The sequence below is a fragment of the Pseudanabaena sp. PCC 9330 genome (genome assembly GCF_055795045.1).
Map to the genome: position 1 here is coordinate 52063 of NZ_JAYFES010000107.1, position 18159 is coordinate 70221.

General features: G+C 58.4%; 17 protein-coding genes. 6 read left to right on the plus strand and 11 right to left on the minus strand.

The genetic code is table 11. The features are described from left to right. Positions 1-35 precede the first annotated feature (35 nt). On the minus strand, positions 36-353 hold the full coding sequence (locus AC0QKW_RS14055) for a Mo-dependent nitrogenase C-terminal domain-containing protein (protein ID WP_473151702.1): 318 nt from the start codon (positions 351-353) through the stop codon (positions 36-38). Between the two features lie 498 nt (positions 354-851). Here AC0QKW_RS14055 and AC0QKW_RS14060 point away from each other — a divergent pair, with 498 nt between their 5' ends. The 4 genes from AC0QKW_RS14060 to AC0QKW_RS14075 all read left to right on the plus strand — a co-directional run bounded on the left by AC0QKW_RS14060 (position 852) and on the right by AC0QKW_RS14075 (position 4305). Beyond that, positions 852-1121, plus strand: coding sequence for a YciI family protein (locus AC0QKW_RS14060; RefSeq protein ID WP_473151703.1), 270 nt, complete (start codon positions 852-854; stop codon positions 1119-1121). A gap of 102 nt (positions 1122-1223) precedes the next feature. Beyond that, positions 1224-2096 (plus strand): helix-turn-helix domain-containing protein, encoded by an 873-nt coding sequence (locus AC0QKW_RS14065; protein ID WP_473151704.1) that lies wholly within the window; start codon positions 1224-1226, stop codon positions 2094-2096. 56 nt (positions 2097-2152) lie between these two features. After that, positions 2153-2947 carry a twin-arginine translocase subunit TatC gene (tatC, locus tag AC0QKW_RS14070; protein WP_473151705.1) on the plus strand — a complete coding sequence of 265 codons (795 nt, stop codon included), beginning with the start codon at positions 2153-2155 and terminating at the stop codon, positions 2945-2947. 122 nt (positions 2948-3069) lie between these two features. Next, positions 3070-4305 carry a hypothetical protein gene (locus AC0QKW_RS14075; protein WP_473151706.1) on the plus strand — a complete coding sequence of 412 codons (1236 nt, stop codon included), beginning with the start codon at positions 3070-3072 and terminating at the stop codon, positions 4303-4305. A 431-nt stretch (positions 4306-4736) separates the two neighbouring features. Here the strand turns inward: AC0QKW_RS14075 and rpsD are convergent, their stop codons facing one another. Beyond that, on the minus strand, positions 4737-5345 hold the full coding sequence (rpsD, locus tag AC0QKW_RS14080) for a 30S ribosomal protein S4 (protein WP_473151707.1): 609 nt from the start codon (positions 5343-5345) through the stop codon (positions 4737-4739). Positions 5346-5501: 156 nt separating this feature from the next. After that, the gene (locus AC0QKW_RS14085) at positions 5502-6272 is read right to left on the minus strand and encodes an amino acid ABC transporter ATP-binding protein (protein WP_473151708.1); all 771 of its coding nucleotides are present in this window, start codon (positions 6270-6272) and stop codon (positions 5502-5504) included. 173 nt (positions 6273-6445) lie between these two features. Between AC0QKW_RS14085 and AC0QKW_RS14090 the strand changes: the two genes are divergently transcribed. Next, entirely contained in the window at positions 6446-7990 is a 1545-nt protein-coding gene (locus AC0QKW_RS14090; RefSeq protein ID WP_473151709.1) for an ABC transporter permease subunit, read from the plus strand. Between the two features lie 55 nt (positions 7991-8045). On the opposite strand, the gene AC0QKW_RS14095 is transcribed toward AC0QKW_RS14090, so the two are convergent. The 3 genes from AC0QKW_RS14095 to petM form a co-directional block, all read right to left on the minus strand. Further along, positions 8046-8837 carry a toll/interleukin-1 receptor domain-containing protein gene (locus AC0QKW_RS14095; protein ID WP_473151710.1) on the minus strand — a complete coding sequence of 264 codons (792 nt, stop codon included), beginning with the start codon at positions 8835-8837 and terminating at the stop codon, positions 8046-8048. A 76-nt stretch (positions 8838-8913) separates the two neighbouring features. Next, positions 8914-9870: an SDR family oxidoreductase gene (locus tag AC0QKW_RS14100; RefSeq protein WP_473151711.1), complete on the minus strand. Its 957-nt coding sequence runs from the start codon at positions 9868-9870 to the stop codon at positions 8914-8916. 76 nt (positions 9871-9946) lie between these two features. Continuing rightward, positions 9947-10051, minus strand: coding sequence for a cytochrome b6-f complex subunit PetM (gene petM, locus AC0QKW_RS14105; protein WP_473151871.1), 105 nt, complete (start codon positions 10049-10051; stop codon positions 9947-9949). A gap of 454 nt (positions 10052-10505) precedes the next feature. Here petM and AC0QKW_RS14110 point away from each other — a divergent pair, with 454 nt between their 5' ends. Further along, positions 10506-10982, plus strand: a complete 477-nt coding sequence (locus AC0QKW_RS14110) for an Hsp20/alpha crystallin family protein (RefSeq protein WP_473151712.1) — start codon at positions 10506-10508, stop codon at positions 10980-10982. A 141-nt stretch (positions 10983-11123) separates the two neighbouring features. On the opposite strand, the gene AC0QKW_RS14115 is transcribed toward AC0QKW_RS14110, so the two are convergent. The 5 genes from AC0QKW_RS14115 to AC0QKW_RS14135 all read right to left on the minus strand — a co-directional run bounded on the left by AC0QKW_RS14115 (position 11124) and on the right by AC0QKW_RS14135 (position 18023). Next, complete coding sequence (locus AC0QKW_RS14115) at positions 11124-12206, minus strand: phosphotransferase family protein (protein ID WP_473151713.1); 1083 nt, start codon at positions 12204-12206, stop codon at positions 11124-11126. 10 nt (positions 12207-12216) lie between these two features. Then, positions 12217-14055, minus strand: a complete 1839-nt coding sequence (locus AC0QKW_RS14120) for an ABC transporter ATP-binding protein (protein WP_473151714.1) — start codon at positions 14053-14055, stop codon at positions 12217-12219. A 207-nt stretch (positions 14056-14262) separates the two neighbouring features. Then, complete coding sequence (locus AC0QKW_RS14125; protein WP_473151715.1) at positions 14263-15456, minus strand: glycosyltransferase family 4 protein; 1194 nt, start codon at positions 15454-15456, stop codon at positions 14263-14265. A 3-nt stretch (positions 15457-15459) separates the two neighbouring features. Further along, positions 15460-16707: a glycosyltransferase family 4 protein gene (locus tag AC0QKW_RS14130; RefSeq protein ID WP_473151716.1), complete on the minus strand. Its 1248-nt coding sequence runs from the start codon at positions 16705-16707 to the stop codon at positions 15460-15462. Between the two features lie 131 nt (positions 16708-16838). Beyond that, on the minus strand, positions 16839-18023 hold the full coding sequence (locus AC0QKW_RS14135) for a glycosyltransferase family protein (RefSeq protein WP_473151717.1): 1185 nt from the start codon (positions 18021-18023) through the stop codon (positions 16839-16841). Between the last annotated feature and the right edge of the window lie 136 nt (positions 18024-18159).

Genomic DNA, 18159 nt, shown 5'->3' on the forward strand with positions numbered 1-18159 from the left:
CCGACTAGGAGTAAACCCGGCTATGGCTCAGGGTGCTAGATGTAAGCCGAAATGTCTTCGCCGCACTCGTCAGCTAAGTAGCATAGGGCGCGAAACCGCAATTCCACCAACTCGTTGTACAAAGGGTTTAACTTGCACAGTGGTGGAATGTGGGCAACAGAGCGACCTAACAAGACGATGTCGCGCTCAAAGGGGCACTGGGCAGGAATTAACTCGGCCACCTTGCGGGCGCGGCGCGGGCTTTCTACCTGGAGGTGGCTAACCCACTGGCGGAGCGGTGAAAGTAGGTCTAGGTGCAGGGTGCGGATTGTAGCGCGCAGCCCTTGGCCCACAGTGGATAGAATGCTTTTCATGGTTAAACCTCTCGCAAGTCCAACAAATGAGACTGTCTGAGAAACGGGCAAGCCTTGAGCCGGACTTGGATAAAAACTCAATGCCTGATCCTAGGAGCGTAGATACAACAGACCTTTCTAGAGCCTTTTGCTTAAGCTAAAGAATTCCCCCTGGAGTCGGGTAAAGCATCAGCAAAGGCCTACTAATTTCAACTAAAGCTCCTGTAAAGAATAACTCCACTGCGCTGGGGATAGATTCTGGAAGGCCTTGTGCGCACTGAGCCTAGGCTGTTTTTGACAGCAGGGTTGAGCTCCCTAAAGTCAAGTGTTTTTACTGGAAATATCCAAAATCTATTGTGGCCAAATTCAGCGCTTTCTCCGGGAAAGCCAGGACAGTTTTATAACTGGGCTACGGTGGCCATAACGGCTTTCTAGGTGACTTTTCTATGGCAATTGATTCAGTATCTGAGGCAACCCAGTCTGATACCATCGTCGGTGAACGGTAGGGAAGATGAGACCATGGCCAAGTATGTGATGTGGGGCAGCTACTGTGAGGACGTTTTGGAGAAGCGGACGCCCTTTCGGGAGGCTCACTTGAAGGGGCTACAGCAGCAGCAGGCCGATGGCATACTGGTAGCCCTGGGGCCAACGGTTGATAACACTAAGGTGTTTGGTATCTACGAAACCGACGATGAGGCGACAGTACGGCAGCTGGTGGAGGGCGACCCCTACTGGCAAAATGGCATTTGGACCGAGTACAGCGTCTACGCCTGGAACCAGGTGTTTTGATCGGGCAGGTGTTTTGAGCAGACTCAACCGCGATCGCCGCCATTTCCCATTAAAATGACTTCGTTCGGGTTCATCGCCCATAGCGTAGTTCAATGAGGTGCCGTGGCTAAGTTAGCGCCTACCCAGATCGAGCAGCTTCAAGGTATTGGGGCTTACCTGTGCCAGGTGCGTCAGCAGCAGGGGCTGGCTCTCGATGTTCTGGCCAACCAAATTTTTATTCGCCCAGCGCTGCTGCAAGCGCTGGAGGCAGGCCAAGGAGCTGAACTGCCGGAGGCTGTCTTTATTCAAGGGTTTATTCGCCGCTATGCCGAGGCCTTGGGGCTAGACGGTCAGGCGATCGCCCAAGAATTTCAGGTGACGCCAGCGGCAGTGCCACCCACCGCCGAATTGCTGATGCAGCCCGACGCCAACGGTGCGGTAAAACCGGCTCCAGCAGCGGTGCGGGTCGCAGAGGCACCGGCTCCGCCCCCGGCGGTGCGCCGAACTGCGGCACGTCGTGAAGGCAGTTCTCCCCTACCGCTGTTGCTGAGTCTCGGGGCGTTGGCAGCCATTCTAGGACTCGGGGCTTGGGGCCTATGGGGCCGCAAGCCAGGGCCAGACAACTCAACTCCGGTGGTTGAAACCCCCGCCCCCTCTTCTACCCCCGATGTGCCAGCCGAGGAGGAACCCTCAGAACCTCTGGAGGAAAACGTTCGAGAGTCTCTGGAGGCCCCCATCGTTATCAGTGCTAATCTCAGCGATCGCTCTTGGTTGAGTGTGGTCGCCGATGGCCGCAATGTCTACGAAGGGGTGGCCGAAACCGGCTTTGAAGAAACCTGGACCGCCGAAACCAGTCTGGTGTTGACCACGGGTAACGCGGGCGGTGTCGAGCTGTCGGTCAACGGCGATCGCCCAGTAGTAGTAGGTAACAACGGCGCCGTACGTACCCTCACCTTTACCCCCGACTCGAGTGTAGAGACGGTTCAGTCTCCCTAGGTCTTGCCCCTGAGCCTACAATAGAAGCGATCACCTTATCGTCCTTGGCCCGACCTATGACACCGCCCACCGATCTTGAGACCGCCACCTCTAAGACGGCCAACCTTATCGGTGCCGCTGACAACTCGGCGGTTGACCTCGATGAGGCACCCTACGATCTAGAAATGTCGCTCTTTGATCATCTCGAAGAGCTGCGACTGCGCATTTTCTACAGTCTGATTGCGGTGGTGCTGGCGATCGTCGGTTGCTTTTGGCAGGTCAAGCCCATCGTCAGTCTGCTGGAGGTGCCGGCTCAGGGGGTTAAGTTTTTGCAGCTATCGCCGGGGGAGTACTTCTTTGTCTCCTTTAAGGTGGCAGGCTACAGCGGGTTGGTAGCCGCTAGCCCGTTCATTCTTTACCAGATAGTCATGTTTGTGCTGCCAGGGCTGACTCGGCGCGAGCGGCGCTTGGTGGGGCCGCTGGTGCTGGGGTCGAGTGTGCTGTTTTTTGCTGGGCTGCTGTTTGCCTACGTGGCGCTGATCCCGGCAGCGCTGAACTTTTTTATTAGCTACGGAGCCGATGTCGTCGAGCAGCTGTGGTCGATCGATCGCTACTTTGAGTTTGTGCTGCTGCTGCTGTTTAGCACTGGCCTAGCCTTCCAGATTCCTATTTTGCAAATGCTGCTGGGGCTGCTGGGCATTGTCAACTCTGAGCAGATGGTCAAGGGCTGGCGCTATGTGCTGCTGGGTGCGGCTATTCTCGGCGCTGTTTTGACCCCGAGCACTGACCCAGTGACCCAGAGCCTGCTGGCGGGGGCGGTGCTGTTTCTCTACTTTGGTGGCATTGGTTTGGTAAAAGCGATCGGCAAGTAGGGGGCATTTTCCCATTCACCTAGGCCCGCATCTATGACAGAAGCGAGAACTGGTTGAAGACTCGACGTAATCTCTTGGGCTGGGCCTACAGTCGGTAGCATTACCCTTCTGGAGTCCTGACTATGGTCAACCGAGTTCGGCGGCAGTTTCGACGCTTTTTTAGGCAGGCTCGCACGGTCAACAACGAACCTGTCAACCGGGCGAGCTTGGCGGTCATCGTTCTGATCGATCTATTTGTTCTCTTCAATGTGTTTAGTGGCCTTAACGACATTGGCCGCTGGCCGCTAGCTCCCTATCAGGCCTACCCCTGCCATAGCCCCTGGGCTGGGTATCGATCGCAAACCCAGGGCGATCGCAACTACGACATTCTCCGCAACAGTATTCAGTTTTCTGAAGACCCCAACGGCTGGGCCTCCGACTATCGCCGCACCGCAGAGGGCCACCTGGGCCAAGTGTCTCCCATCTGCCTCGACTATGCCGCCACCGCCGACGGTCTCACCACCCCCGAGAATCGTGACATTCTCAATCGCATCGACCAGAACCAGGGCACCATCGCCACCCTGGAGCAAGAGAATCAAACCATTCGCAGCCAGTATGACTCGACCCTGCTAGAACAGATCGCCGGGCAGCCCCAAGACCAGTCGATCAACCAGGTAGACGCCTCCCAGGCCCGCGCCACCCTCGATCGCAACAACGCTAGCCTAAAGAATCTGCGATCGCAGCAGAGCGATCTGCAAACTCAGCTGGCCCAAACCCCTGCCAGCCAGCAGTTTCTTACCCTGCTCAATAACGACGGCCAGTTTCAGCAGCTCGATCGCCAGTTTCAGCGCTCTTCTTTCTGGCATCCCACGGTGCAGATGCTGTTTCAGGGGCTATTTTTGCTGCCCCTGATTGGTTTGGCCTGGGCGGTTCACCGCACCGCCGATCGCCGGGGCTATGGCCTGGTGGCTCTGCAGAGTTGGCACCTGCTGGTGATTTTCTGCATTCCCCTGGTAATCAAAATCTTTGAGGTGCTTCAGTTTGGAGCACTGTTTAGCTGGCTCTCCCAAGTACTGATTGCCCTGCTGGGGGGGCTGCTGTTTTTAATCAACTATTTCTATATTTTGCTGGTGCCTCTGGTGGGCTATGGCATTATCAAGTTCTTTCAAAAGGTGGTGCTCAACCCGCGCCTTCAGGTGGCGGGACGGGTGCAAAATCAAAAGTGCATTCGCTGCGCCAAAAAACTACACCCGGCTGATACTCACTGCCCCCACTGCGGCTACCACCAGGAAGTGGAGTGCGGCCACTGTCACCAGCCCACCTATAAATATCTGCCCTACTGTCGCCACTGCGGCGGCAGTCAGGAATTGGTGGATTGATGCCGATGGCAGAAGCGGTTTATAGCCGGTTTTGTCTGTACAGCCCCGATTTGCAGGGGTGTTGTACTGCAACGATTTCTACCCGGTATCGGCTTTGAATCGGAGTTCTGTGAGTCGGATTCGGTATGAGTACCTAATCCCAAATCCGAATTCCATACCCCTGATACCCAACCGGCCAACCTGTAGGGCGTTGGCGTAGCCTGGCCGAAGGCCTTACCGCTGTTCGCCCTGCTGAATCGGGGGCAGGCAAGCAGGATTTGGTATCAATGGCCGTGGGAGAACCAATCACGCAAAAAAATGGTCTCTGGCTGACGGGCCAGAGACCATAGATGTAAATCAATTCAGAGTAATGCGTTATGGGCGGTAAGCGAAAAGCCTCATCGGCCAGCAGACATAGTTGGTACCAACAACCTTGGTAAGAGCCAGCAGCCTTAGGCCTTACGGGAGTAGTACTCAACCACCAGCAGTTCATTAATGTTGAGGGCTACCCATTCGCGCTCGATGATGCCGTTGACCTTGGCGGTGAGTTTGGCTTTATCGAGTTCGAGGTGAGCGGGCACGTTGGCCAGACCGGGGAACTCCAGGTTGGCTTCAACCAACTTTTTGGAGGCGTCGCGATCGCGCACGGTGATCACATCGCCGGGGCGGCACTGATAGCTGGCGATCGACACTACGCGGCCATTGACGCAGATGTGGCCGTGGTTAACCGCCTGACGCGCCGAGGGAATAGTGGGGCCAAAGCCGAGGCGAAACACAGTATTGTCAAGCCGCATTTCGAGCAGCTGGAGAATCACCAACCCGGTGGAACCACCGGCCCGGCGGGCTTTTTTCACGTAGCGAAGCAGCTGCTTCTCGGTGAGGCCGTAGTTGAAGCGCAGCTTCTGCTTTTCTTCTAGCCGCACAGCGTATTCAGACTTTTTCTTGCGGTCTTGGCCGTGCTGACCGGGGGGATAAGCCTTGCGGGGGGTCTTGCGGGACAGGCCCGGAAGCTCGCCCAGACGGCGTACAACCCGTAGGCGAGCGCCTCTATATCGCGCCATAAACGTTTACTCTCCGAACAAATTCCAAAGATTCTAATCTTAGCGCTAATGAGCAATCAGATCAACAATTTACGAGAGTAAATTTGGCTCTCTGGGGTGATGCATAGAGACAGAAGTGAATGGGTGGACGGTGCCCACCATCCACCCATTCACTTGCTAGTGCTGGCTGAGGCGGCTGAGAAATGACTTTAGGCGATCGCTGCTGGGATTGGCGAACACGGTGGCGGGGTCGCCTTCTTCTTCGATGATGCCGTCGTTAAAGAACAGAACCCGGTTGGAGACCTCTCGGGCAAACTGCATTTCATGGGTGACCACCACCATGGTCATGCCCTCCTCGGCCAGCTGGCGCATGACGCCGAGCACCTCGCCCACCAGCTCTGGGTCGAGGGCGCTAGTGGGTTCGTCAAAGAGAATGGCGACGGGCTTCATGCAGAGGCTGCGGGCGATTGCCACCCGCTGTTTTTGACCGCCGGAGAGCTGCTCAGGGTAAGCGTCGGCGCGGTTCCCCAGTCCCACCTTGTCGAGATAGTGGGTGGCTAGGTCGTGGCAGTCGGCGGCTGAAAATTTGAGCACCTTGCGGGGTGCCAGCATCAGGTTTTCGATCACCGTCAGGTGGGGAAACAGGTTGAAATGCTGAAACACCATGCTCACCTGGCTGCGCAGGTGATAGAGCGCCTGCCGGGGCAGCCGGGCGGCGGAGACATCCTGCCCCATCACCTCTAGATGGCCCTGGTTGATTGCCTCTAGGCGATTGAGGCAGCGCAAAAAGGTACTTTTGCCACAGCCCGAAGGGCCGATGATCGACACCACATCGCCCTTGGTAAAGGCTGTGCTCACTCCTTTGAGTACCTCAATAGGGCCAAAGCTCTTGTGTAGATTATCGCAGGCAATGACGGGAGAAGCGATCGCGGGCAGGGTTGTGGTCATGGGTGATCGGCTAGCTGACAGGTGGGTGTTACCTTCCAGAAAATCACTGGTATCTGGGAGTATCTGTATCACAGATAACATTATTTTTCCGACAGAATTGACTATGGTGCGTCAAACCCCAGCCACTGTGGTTAGAGATCCTCAAGATTTGTCCAAAGGTTGTTGCTAAGCCCATGGTTCATCGTATACTTCGCGTTCGCTGGTTTAGGCGCTTTCTTGCCCTGGCGCTGGGACTATTGCTCGGGCTGGGGACGGCTCAGATGGTCAGCCTGGCCCAAGATCCACCAGCGGTGTGGGAGGTAGGCACTGAACCGGCCTTTCCCCCCTTTGAAATGAAGGATGAGGCCACTGGCGAATTGGTCGGCTTTGACATTGACCTGGTGAAGGCCATGGCAGAGGCTGCCGGGCGGGAGGTGAGATTTATTACCCTACCCTTTGACGGCCTCATCCCCGCTCTACAGTCAAAAACCATCAGCGCGGCTATTAGTGGTATGACCATTACCGCTGAGCGAGCCCAGACCATTGATTTTACTCGGCCCTACTTTAAGGCGGGCTTGGCGATCGCCGTCAAGCAAGACGATGACACGATTAAAACCCTAGACGACCTCAAGGGTAAGCGCATTGCTGTCGCCATCGGCACCACTGGGGCCGACCAGGCTGGGCAGGTGGAAGGGGCCACCGTCAGCACCTTTGACAACTCACCTCTGGCTCTGCAAGAGCTGCTCAACGGTCGGGTCGACGCGGTCATTAACGATCTGCCCGTCACCCTCTATGCCATTCGAGAGGCCAACTTGCAGGGGTTAAAAATCGTCGGCGAATTGGTCACCGAAGAGTATTACGGCATTGCCATCCCCAAAAACTCTGACGAGCTGGCGGCGATGAATGACGCCCTCGCCACCCTGCTGCAAGACGGCACCTACGCCGAGATCTATCAGCGCTGGTTTTTAGCCGAGCCGCCCGAGCTGCCGTTGGTTGCCCCCGCCCTAGCCGAAGCCGGTGCGGCCCAAGGCCTCAACTGGGGACGACTATTCCAAAATCTGATGAAAGGAGCCTGGATCACCATTCTTCTGACGGCGTCCTCGTTCTTCTTTGGCCTAATTGGGGGGACGCTGGTGGCCTTCGCCATGATCTCGCCCCTCAAACCCCTGCGTTTGCTGTGCCGCATCTACGTCGATTTCTTTCGCGGCACGCCGATGCTGGTGCAGCTGTTTATGATCTACTTTGGCCTGCCTGCCCTATTCCAAAGTCTAGGCTTTGACCTGAGCTTCAACCGGATTTTTGCCGCTGTTTTGGCTCTGAGTTTAAATGTGGCAGCCTACCTGGCGGAGATTTTGCGCGGCGGCATTCAATCTATCGATCGCGGCCAGTGGGAAGCAGGCGAATCTCTCGCCATGAACCCGATGGAAACCATGCGCTACGTGGTCTTTCCCCAGGCATTTCGACGTATTTTGCCGCCCCTGGGCAACGAGTTTATCACCTTGATCAAAGACACCAGTTTGGCAGCGGTGATCGGCTTTGAAGAACTGTTTCGCCAGGGGCAGCTCACCGTGGCTACCACCTACCGCGCCTTTGAGGTGTACTTAGCGGTGGCGATCGTTTACCTGATTATGACCTCCCTGGCCTCCTTTGCCTTCAAGCGTTTAGAGGCCTATATGGATCCTCTAAACCGGGCTAAACCGGTGAAAAAAGACCCCATCCCATCTACCGTTGGGGTTTAAGGTAGGGCTCTCCCCTTAGCGCTAGGCTCTGCCGATGGGGAGGTTCCACTTTTGACTAGGGGTTGCCGACAATCTCGGCCAGCAGTGACTCTACCGGGCCTAGCCCAGGCCCCATGGGGCTGTCGGCCCACTGGAGCAAGGCTGCTACCCGACTGGCCTGGGGCGATGAGTCGGGGGGCACATTGCCAGCAGGTGGGTTGAGGGTAAACACCAGTTGGCTAAACTGCGGCCCTGGCAGTCTAGAGAGACTGGTAAACAGCTGGCCGCGATTTCTAGTTAACGCTGCACCAGCATAACGGGGCACCTTCCCCAGTTCAGCGCTCCCCGCTGAGGGTGACTGCACAGGCTCAGATAGCGGCGGGCTGTCCCAGGCATCTTGCTCTTGTGCAGAGGGAGGCGATAGAGTCTCCACTGCTCGGCGAATGCCTTTGACCACATCGAGAAAGGCGGCATCGCGGCTGGCCCACGTCTCTACGGGCTTGCCATCCTTAGGTACGACTTGCAGTCGGTCAAAGGGTGCCCCCTTCCAGTCAGTGGGGGTGAGAATAATTGGAATCACCCGAGCGTCGCCGTTGCGGTGGCGCTCCATGGCTCGCTCCATTTCTTTGCCGTAGCAAAAGTCGGAGTTCATAAACCGGGGGCTGACCAACAGCAAAATAATGTCTGCACTATCTAGAGCGGTGCGAATTTGATCGTTCCACTCTGTGCCTGCTTCAATTTGCCGGTCTTGCCAGGGGCTGATTTTGCCCTGGCGCTTTAAGAGGGCCAGGTGATCTTCAAGTTCTTGCTTGAGGACCTCATCTCGATGGGAATAGGAGATAAAGACGCTGAGGGGCTGAGATGACATAAGTCAACCGGGCAAGCAGGGCTTTGTGCCCCTACTATAGCCTGGTTGCTGTTGCCAGCGGTATCTAGCAGATTCGCTAGAAGGGCAGCTTTTTCTTGCTGGCTTTTTCGCTGTCGTAGTCTAGCTCCTTCAGCTTTTTCATAATCCGGCTGAAGTACTCTTGCATGTAGTCTTCGAGGGTGGTGATCTCGTCTTTGGGAATGCCAAAGACTTCGTAGACCTCATCCATCGGAGCATCTAGGGGTTGGCTACCGGCGATTACCTCTACAAAAGCAAGGCGATCGGCAAAGTTCCAACCCCACTGAAAGAAGCCTGCCACTTTGCGGATCGCCCGCAGCAGCTCAAGGGAAATACGAGAGACTCGGGCCTGTTCGCCACACTTGCGCTCGCACAGCCGCATAATTTCGTAGGCTCCCCAGGCGCGGGTGCCCGCCAAGGGAAAGCTGCGGTTTTCGGTGGCGGGCACCGACAGGGCTTTGACAGCAAACCGAGCGATGTCTTGGGTATCCATGTAGGCGATGGGGGCGGCTTCACCCATGACCCAGATGGGCTGTTTCTCTAGCACGGGAATAGCGTATTGACCAATCAAGCCCTGCAAAAATCCGCAGGGCTGGAGAATGGTGTAGTTGAGCCCGGACTCGGCCAAAAATTTCTCGGTGCAGCGCTTGATGCTCATCAGCGGCACGTGGGGAAATTTTTCAGCATTGAGCAGGGAGATAAAAACAAAGCGCTGCACGTTGGCCTCGCGGGCAGCCTTAATCAGGTTGACCTTACCGTACCAGTCGACATCCATCACCGACTCGGAGGGCCGAGCTGTAGAGGCGTCAATCACGGCTTCAATGCCCTCAAGGGCAGGGGGAAGAGACTCTGGACGGGAAAGGTTACCCCGCACTAGCTCAACCCCCCACTCTCGCAGAAAGCCAGCTCGCTGAGCGCTCCTGACCATGCACCTAACCTCGTGCCCCTCGTCTAGGGCACGGCGGGCAATTTGTCTGCCCAGGGTGCCAGTAGCGCCAATGACCAATACTTTCATGAGGGAAATGATACAAAAGTTTAACTTCCTCTAAGAATATCAGATGGCTCCACCGGATACATCCCTAGAGCAAAATCTACTCTTCGCCACCCTGCACCCGCAGCATTAGAAACCCAACGCCTAAGCCCACTAGGGTGAGGGTGAAGATTGTGATTGCAGTAGTAAAAATTTCGCCGCCCATACGCTCTCCTTTCACAGCAATGAATTCAATCGATCGGTCGTCTAGCCCGCTAGCAGTGGACTTAACCGCTCGCAGCCCCTATTTTAGACCAGTTTGGCATTCCCCCTTTGACGATGACAGCCTGACCCGATGCAGTAGGAGCCCTGCCACTGGTCTAGATCTGACAGGGCTGATGGCCGGTGGGGTATGGGGCTACCCCGCTACTGCGGTACGGGAGGTAAGTTCGCCATTGCGGTAGGGTTCTTCCCCCTTGGAGCTAGCGAGAAATCTGGCGCACCATAGGAACTGTAGAGGACGGAAGCATAGTGATAGCTACGGTTTCAGAGATAGTTAGGTTTATGCCCTAAACGCTCTGACGATGGCTATACAAATGCTAGACCTCTAAATCCAAAGATTTCTTGGACAACTTCACCCAAGAAGATTTGGAGCAGCAACAACCAGGAGGTTCACATCTATGATCATTCGTCGTTATCTCGACCCCATTACCGAAATCAACGCTATTCGCCGCCAAATTAATGATGCGTTTGGAGATCTCACCACCGAAGCCCTGGCCAAGACCGACTGGGCCCCTGCCATTCGCCTGGTCGATCGCGGTAATGAGTTTGTGCTCACTGCCCACTTGGTGGGGGTGGCGGCGGCTGACCTCGACGTACAGGTGAGTGCCGATGTAGTGTCGATCTCGGGCAATCGTCAGCAGCCTGAGGCCCTCACTGAGAAGGATAGTACAGTGCTTTACGACGACACCCGCTACGGCAGCTTCCAGCGTATGGTCAACCTGCCCGATGCGGTGCAAAACGACCATGTAGTGGCCGACTTTAGCCACGGGGTGCTGACGCTAACGCTTCCCAAGGTGGTTGAAGCCCGCAACAAGGTGGTCAAAATTAGCTTAGGTGGTACCGAAGCCCCCGCGATTGAGGGGGCTGAGGCCTAGGAAAGGGCGATCGCAGCCCCACTTACGCCGCTAGAGCGTTTGAGAGAGTAGGCCATGATATCTGGGGGGTAGGCCAGTCTTACCCCTTCTTTTTGCCTGAGCAGGCTTTGGTGCATAAATGCGGCAAAGTCTGCTCAGAAATTACCTAAAACCGGACTGATTTTCTTTCTCTTGGTTGAGCAGAGCGTTTAGGCGGGCCTCACACAGCGTCAAAATCGCCTCGGTGTAGGGGCGGCGGCTGGCGATCTGAGTGCTGATATAGATGTGGCGCACTAGGGTAAGCGCGGTATAGAGGTCGATCTCGCGGCCCAGGGCGGCGGCCACGTGACCCGCTGGGTTGGCCCCGCAGTAGGCGGCTATGTAGGCAGCTTGCAGGGTGGCTTCGCGAGAGTTAAAGCTTGGCCCTGATGGGCCATCGCCTATCTCCCGCAGGCTTTGCTCGGTGATGTGGGCGATGAAATTACCAATATCTAACGCGGGCGAACCCTGGCAGTAGAGGTCAAGATCTACGAGCCACAGGCGAGAACCCCCGAGGTTGTCATCATTGACCAGGATCTGGTCGGCGTAGAAGTCGCGGTGGATGCCGGTGGTCGGCAGTAGGGGAGGCGCTTTGAACTCGGCGGGTTTAGCGATGGGATGGGGGAATTGGGCGGCGAGGCGATCGCAGGCATCGAGCACGCGATCGATCCGTACCGCCCATTGGGGGTATTGCGCTGAGACCAGGGGGAGGCGATCGCGCAAAATGCCCAATTCATCGGCCAGGGTGTGGGTTTTTGGGGTGGATGCGGGGGTGCGGTGCAGTTTGTGGGCCAGGGCGGCGATGCGCTCGGCTAGCGAAATGCTTTGATCGGTCGCCAGCAACTGGGTGGCGGGAATGCCGGGTACCTTGCACTGGAGGGCCATGTGCCAGTCGGGCACCAGCCCCAGGGGCTCTGGAATCGAGAATCCATCGGTGCTGTCGGCAGACCAGCCGTTTTGCCAGAGGGCTTGCTGGATCTGGTAGCTGGTGCGATCGGTACCCTTGGCGCGAATTTTGCCCAACAGGGTCAGCGGGCCTGCCGCCGTTTCTGCACGATACTCCACCAAGGCGCGGCGACCTAGCTTGTGGCGCACCAGCGTAGCCGCTGTGACCTGCTTCAGCGTGGGGAGCGTGGTCTGAAGCTGGGCCTCGGCCTGCAATAGATCTAGGGCGCTTTCTAAAAATGGAATTTTGGCATCTAGCACGGTCGATTCTCTACCTTGACACCGGCGAAGACTCATCCCTCAGAGCTGATTGCATACGAAACAGAGTTGAGTAGGAGCCGTTCTTAGCTATCAGTTCCCCATGGGTACCCTGTTCGATCACCTGGCCCTGCTCTAGGTACAGCACCCGATCGGCCTGGGTCGCCAGCGACAGATCGTGGGTGATTAAAAACGTGGTGCGCCCCTGGGCCAGCCGCCGTAGGGCAGCGACTACGGCCTGCTCATTGGCGTTGTCGAGGCCGGTGGTAGGTTCATCCAAAATCAAAATTGGGGTTTGGCGAATGGCGGCACGGGCGATCGCAATTCTTTGTCGCTGCCCTCCCGATAGAGTTGCCCCCCGCTCACCCACCAGGGTGTCGTAGCCCTGGGGTAGGGCGCTGATAAACTCGTGGGCATTGGCCAGGCGGGCGGCGGCCTCGATTTCGCCCTGGCTGACTCCGGCCACGCCGTAGGCAATATTTTCTCGCAGGGTGGCAGCAAACAGCAGGCTCTCTTGCAGCACTACGCTGATCTGGGGGCGCAGACTGTCGAGGGTGTAGTCGCGAATATCTTGCCCGTCGATGCAGATGCTACCAGCGGTGGGGTCGTAGAGACGCAGCAGCAGACTCATCAGGGTCGATTTGCCGCTGCCCGAGGGGCCGACGATCGCCACCTGCTGCCCCGGCTGCACCGCGAGATTCAACCCCTTGAGCACGGGGTGGCCCGGTTCATAGGCAAACCACAGATCCTCCAGGCGTACGGCCCCGCCAAAGATAGGGGCAGGGCGGGCGGTGGGGCGATCGCGCACCTCCGGCTCAGTCTCCATCACATTCAAAATGCGCTCCCCCGAGGCCGAGGCCTTGGCCAGCCGTCCGGTGTACTTGGCAAAATTCTGCACCGGCTTAAAGGCGTTCTTAAGGTAGCTCAAAAACACCAGCACATCCCCCGGCGACAGGGCATCGCGAATCACTAGCTGCGCCCCGGCCCACAGCACCAGTGCGGTGCCCAGGGCAATCACCACATCCACCGTACGCTCCAGGTGGGCCGCCAGGCGCTTGGTTTCTACCACCTCGCTGAGGCTGCGCTGGTTTTGCTCGGCAAAGGTGTCAGCAAAGGCATCTTCTAGAGACAGCGCCTGTACCAGCTTAATCGCCGCCAGCGACTCCGCCGCCGTCGCCGCCACTGCCCCTTCCTGCTTGCGCTGCTGAAGCGAGGCACTGCGAATGCGCTGGCTAAATCGGGCTGCCGCCAGCCAAAACAATGGGAATGTGACAGTGGAAAGCAGCGCCAGCCGCCAATCCAGCCAGATCATCACCACCACCATGCCCGCCAGGGTCAGCAGACTCGACACCAGAGGCAGGGCCGCCGTGATTAGCACTTCCTGCAGGCGGCTGGCATCGCCGCTGACCCGCACAATCAGGTCACCGCTGCGAGTCTGGGTATGGTAGCCCAGCGACAGCCGCTGCAAATGGCGATAGAGCTGGTTGCGAATTTGGGTCATCACCCGGCTGCTGGCGATCGCCAGACTCACCGTATTCCAGTAAGTTGCCACGGCTCGCAGCCCGGTCAGCGCCACCATCGCTACCACCGCTGCCGTCAACAGCACAGCCGGATCCCATGCGCTCAAGGGTTCTAACCGGGCCGAATTGTCGCCCCGCGCTGGCACCAGCACGTAGTCGAAGATCACCTTCATGGGCCAGGGCTCTAGCACCCGCAGAGCCACATCGGCCAGCAGGGCCAGGCTAGAGACCGCCAGCAGCGGCCACTGGGGACGAATGGTTGGCCAAAAGAAGCGGCCAAATTGCCACAGACCGGGGACAGCTTGGGTGAGTGATGAGGTGGAGCGATCCATGTCAGGAGTGAAAGGGTGAAGGGCTGTAGGGTGCATTCACGCAGCAATGCACCGCTCAAAGATGTTTTCCGTAGGGTGTATCCACCAATTCACGGCTCAGAGCTGGGCTTTCCAACCGGTTAGGGGCAGTGCATTGCTGGGCGTTGGCGTCAGCCTTGCCTAGGCGAATACATCCTACAGGGTGGGTGGGGGTGGCTTTTCAACCGATTAGGGGCGGTGCATTGCTGCGCGAATGCATCCTACGGGATGGGTGACGGGTTGGGATTGGGCGATCGCCAAAATCTGCTCAGCCACGGCATCCCAGGTGTGGTGGGCGAGAATGTGCTGGCGGGCGGCGCAGCCCAGGGCAGCACGGCGATCGCGATCGGCCCAGAGCTGCTCTAGCGCTGCTGCCAGCGCCCCCTCATCCCCCGGTGGGCACAGCAAACCGGTACTGTTGGGCACCACCAGATGCCGCAGCTGGCCGATGTCGCTCACCACCACCGGCAGCCCCGCCGCCATATACTCCACCACCTTCAGCGGCGAAAAATAGAAGTTCGTGCTGGCGGGATAGGGGGCCACCGCCACATCCATCTCGGCCAGGAGGGCGGGGATCTGCTCCGGGGGCACTGCTCCGGTCAGGCGAGTGACGGTCTGAATCTGGCGCTGAGCCAGGTCAGCCTCCAGCGCCTCCCGCTCTGGGCCGTCGCCCACGATCAAGAGCCGGGCGTCGGGCACCCGTTGATGGAGTTGGTCAAAGGCATTGACCAGGTGAGCCAGGCCATGCCAGGGTTTGAGAGAACCGACAAACCCCACCGTAAACGACCGATTTTCGTTCAAAGACGGCACAACATCCCTAAACCGAAGGTGGTTGACCCCGTTGGGAATCACCTGCACCTTCTCTCCATTGACCCACCGGGTGAGGTACTGCTTCACTTCCTCAGACACCGCCGCGATCGCCCCCGCCGCATCAAAGACCCGCTTCGCCACCTGCATGGCAATATCGCGATGCACCAGCCCTCGATGTTGGGCCTGCTCCTCAATCAGGGGCGCATTCACCTCTAGCAGTCCCGGAATTCCTTGGGCTTGAGCAAATTCCATGGCGCTGTAGCTCCACAGCGAGTAGCGCTCATAGATCAGATCGAAGGGGGACGCCAGGGTCAGTTCGGTCCGGAGGTCGGCGTTAATCGACAGAGCCGCCTGTTCGCGCTGGGCCAGCTCACCCTTGGGCACAGGGGGTAGGGGATGCAGCGGCACATCGGCCAAATCTGCTGGCGGCTGACCGCCCCAGCGCACGGCAAACAGCTCCACCGTGGCCCCCTGATTGCGCAGGGCGCGAATCACCTCCTGCACATGGATCGAGCAGCCCTTGTGGCCAAAGACGGGAATCCCTGGATCGGCACAGACGTAGGCAATCCGCATGGGTCATACCTCCTGAAGTTTGGGCACGGCAGGAACCTCAAAGTGCGATCGCAGCTCGGCGGCGTTGCGGGCAATGTCAAACTCGGCCTCGATCAGCGATCGCGCCCCCGCCGCCAATCTCTCCCGCAGTTCTGCCTCGCTCAGCAACCGCTGGATTGCTGTCGCCAGCCCATCACTATCGCCCTGGCCCACCAGCAGCCCCGTCTCGCCATCGCGAATCACTTCGGGAATGCCGGTCACATCGGTGGCCACACAGGGCGTGCCCAGGGCCATCGATTCTAGCAGGCAGGTGGGCAGGCCATCGCGGTTGCCGTCGGATCCAATCACGTAGGGGGCGGCAAACACTGCCGCCTGCTGCATGAGCTTAAAAACTTCCTGCTGAGGCCGGGGGCCGAGAATGTCTACCCAGTCGTCGAGGTGGAGGGTTTGGATTTGCGATCGCAGGTCTGCCTCCAGCGGCCCCGAGCCCACAATCTGACAGCTAAACTCTACTCCTCGCTGGCGCAGCAGAGCGCAGGCATCAATCAGGTGAGTAATTCCCTTTTTCTCTACCAGGCGGCAGACGGAGAGGATCGTGGGCGATCGCCCCACCGGAGACCGATAGCCCAGTTCCGACAGATCCATGCCGTTATAGATGCGCCGCACCCGGCCCGCATCGGCCCCAAACTGCTGCCGCAGGTAGGCCAAGTTGTAGTCGCTCACCGTGATTACCGACGCCGCATCCCGCAGCTTGCGCCGCAGATCCTCCGGCTCCACCGACTCATGAAAAATATCCTTAGCGTGGGCCGTAAAGCTGTAGGGTACATCGGCAAAGTGGGCCGCCAGCCGTGCCACACTGGTGGCCACGCTGCCAAAGTGAGCGTGCAGGTGCGTGATCCCCCGCAGGCGAATTTCCTGGGCCAACCACGTCGCCTGATACACCACGCTAGAGCGCTCTTCAGCCGCCAGGGCCAGCTTGCTCCATAGATCTGGAAACACCTTCGCCGCCTCTTTTAGCTCTGACCAAAAGTAGGTAGCCGAATTGGGCGTCAGCGTGGTGATCGAGGGATTGTTGCGCCCCTGGGCGGGTTTGCGCAGGTAGGTGACCGGGGCGCGCACCCGAGAAATCTTGTCCTGAAAGTGGGTATCGGAGGGTGGCCGCAGAGCAAAGATCTGAACTTCAGTACCCGCTGCCTCGTGGGCCAGGATCTCGTTGACGATGAAGGTCTCGGAGTAGCGGGGGTAGCGCTTGACGATGTAGGCGATGGGCATGGGAGTAGGGGGGGAATTAATTAGGGGGTGATGGCGGGATGAGATGACGGCGGAGTGGTAGGGCGCATTCGCGGCTCATTACCAGGCACCGATCGCCCCAGATTTCAGCCCTAGAGCCGCAGTGCGTGTTACTAACACGCCTGGGAATCGGGCATCGAGTCTACCGCCAGCAGACCATCCAGCTCATCTACCAGGTTTCTCAGGCCGTTGAGGTTGATCGGTCGGGGGGCTGTCGCCGGATCAATCGGCTGCCGTAGCCACTGACTGATGCGATCGGGGCTGAGCTGATCAGGGTGCAGCAGATCGATATACCCCTGACGGCGCAGGCGATCGCCGCGAATCCACTGCTCTTGGCGGGGGCTAATGCGGGGCACCAGCAGGGCAGGCTTTTGGTAAGCGAGAATTTCGCAGGTGGTGTTGTAGCCGCCCATAGCCACGACGCGGCTGGCCGACTTCAGCAGCAGGGTGGGCTCCGTCAGATATTCCACTAGGCGCAGGCGGGGGTTGACCTGGGCGAGGGCGCAGAGACGGGCTTTGGCCTCAGCGGGCATAAAAGGGCCAGTGAGCAACACCCCCACCATGCCGGGGGGAAAAGTCGCCTGGGCAAAGGCTTCGGCCAGGTCGGCACCGTCTTGGCCACCACCCACTTGGCAAAACACGAGTTCGCGATGGCTAGGCAGCCCCAATTGCTGCACCTGGGTGTGGGCAGCGGCAGTTAAGTACTGAAGTCGAGTGCGAGGGTCGAGGTAGCCCAGAGGACGCAGCTTAGCCACGATATCGGCAGGAAAGCGGTACTCCTGCCGCAGATCGTAGACCTTAGGGTCGCCGTAGACCCAGACCGTATCGTAGTAGCGCCGAATGGCGGCAATATTCTCCGCTCTCTGCCAGTCGCGATGGACGGCGGCGGGGGTGTCGAGCACGTCGCGCAGGCCCAGCACGCAGCGAGTACTGAGGTGACGACGAATGTATGCCAAAGTGGCATCTAGCTCACGCACTGCGCCTCGGGGCACGTTGTCGACAATCAGCACATCGGGGCGAAAATTTTTGACGGCAGCCAGTATGAGCTGCGATCGCAGCTGCACAATCTCTTGCAACCCCAACCCCAGCCGCCGCGCCTCATACCCGCCATCGCTGTTCTTAGAGAGGGCTGGCAGAGTCAGTGTATCCATTCCCGCAATCACTGGGGTCGGATTGGCATCGCCCATGCCGCTCACCAGCAAAATGTCGGCCTCCAGACCGGCGCTGCCGATAGCCTGGGCAATCAGCAGATTGCGGCGCTTGTGCCCCAACCCCATGGTGTCGTGGGAGTAGAGCATAATGCGCGGCTTTGAGGCGGGGGCGGGCGGGGCGATCGCACGACTACCCCGCTGCCTAGCTCTACCTTTAGCACCTGCCAGGGGCTGAAGGGGTGAAATCTGTGGCTGACTATGTGTGGACAAAACGGCCTCCTGA

What these genes read in the sequence shown, in the direction of transcription:
- AC0QKW_RS14055 (WP_473151702.1), bottom strand. Translation starts at nt 353, where the DNA reads ATGAAAAGCATTCTATCCACTGTGGGCCAAGGGCTGCGCGCTACAATC.
- AC0QKW_RS14060 (WP_473151703.1), top strand. Translation starts at nt 852, where the DNA reads ATGGCCAAGTATGTGATGTGGGGCAGCTACTGTGAGGACGTTTTGGAG.
- tatC (WP_473151705.1), top strand. Translation starts at nt 2,153, where the DNA reads ATGACACCGCCCACCGATCTTGAGACCGCCACCTCTAAGACGGCCAAC.
- AC0QKW_RS14075 (WP_473151706.1), top strand. Translation starts at nt 3,070, where the DNA reads ATGGTCAACCGAGTTCGGCGGCAGTTTCGACGCTTTTTTAGGCAGGCT.
- rpsD (WP_473151707.1), bottom strand. Translation starts at nt 5,345, where the DNA reads ATGGCGCGATATAGAGGCGCTCGCCTACGGGTTGTACGCCGTCTGGGC.
- AC0QKW_RS14085 (WP_473151708.1), bottom strand. Translation starts at nt 6,272, where the DNA reads ATGACCACAACCCTGCCCGCGATCGCTTCTCCCGTCATTGCCTGCGAT.
- AC0QKW_RS14090 (WP_473151709.1), top strand. Translation starts at nt 6,446, where the DNA reads ATGGTTCATCGTATACTTCGCGTTCGCTGGTTTAGGCGCTTTCTTGCC.
- AC0QKW_RS14095 (WP_473151710.1), bottom strand. Translation starts at nt 8,837, where the DNA reads ATGTCATCTCAGCCCCTCAGCGTCTTTATCTCCTATTCCCATCGAGAT.
- AC0QKW_RS14100 (WP_473151711.1), bottom strand. Translation starts at nt 9,870, where the DNA reads ATGAAAGTATTGGTCATTGGCGCTACTGGCACCCTGGGCAGACAAATT.
- petM (WP_473151871.1), bottom strand. Translation starts at nt 10,051, where the DNA reads ATGGGCGGCGAAATTTTTACTACTGCAATCACAATCTTCACCCTCACC.
- AC0QKW_RS14110 (WP_473151712.1), top strand. Translation starts at nt 10,506, where the DNA reads ATGATCATTCGTCGTTATCTCGACCCCATTACCGAAATCAACGCTATT.
- AC0QKW_RS14120 (WP_473151714.1), bottom strand. Translation starts at nt 14,055, where the DNA reads ATGGATCGCTCCACCTCATCACTCACCCAAGCTGTCCCCGGTCTGTGG.
- AC0QKW_RS14125 (WP_473151715.1), bottom strand. Translation starts at nt 15,456, where the DNA reads ATGCGGATTGCCTACGTCTGTGCCGATCCAGGGATTCCCGTCTTTGGC.
- AC0QKW_RS14130 (WP_473151716.1), bottom strand. Translation starts at nt 16,707, where the DNA reads ATGCCCATCGCCTACATCGTCAAGCGCTACCCCCGCTACTCCGAGACC.
- AC0QKW_RS14135 (WP_473151717.1), bottom strand. Translation starts at nt 18,023, where the DNA reads ATGCTCTACTCCCACGACACCATGGGGTTGGGGCACAAGCGCCGCAAT.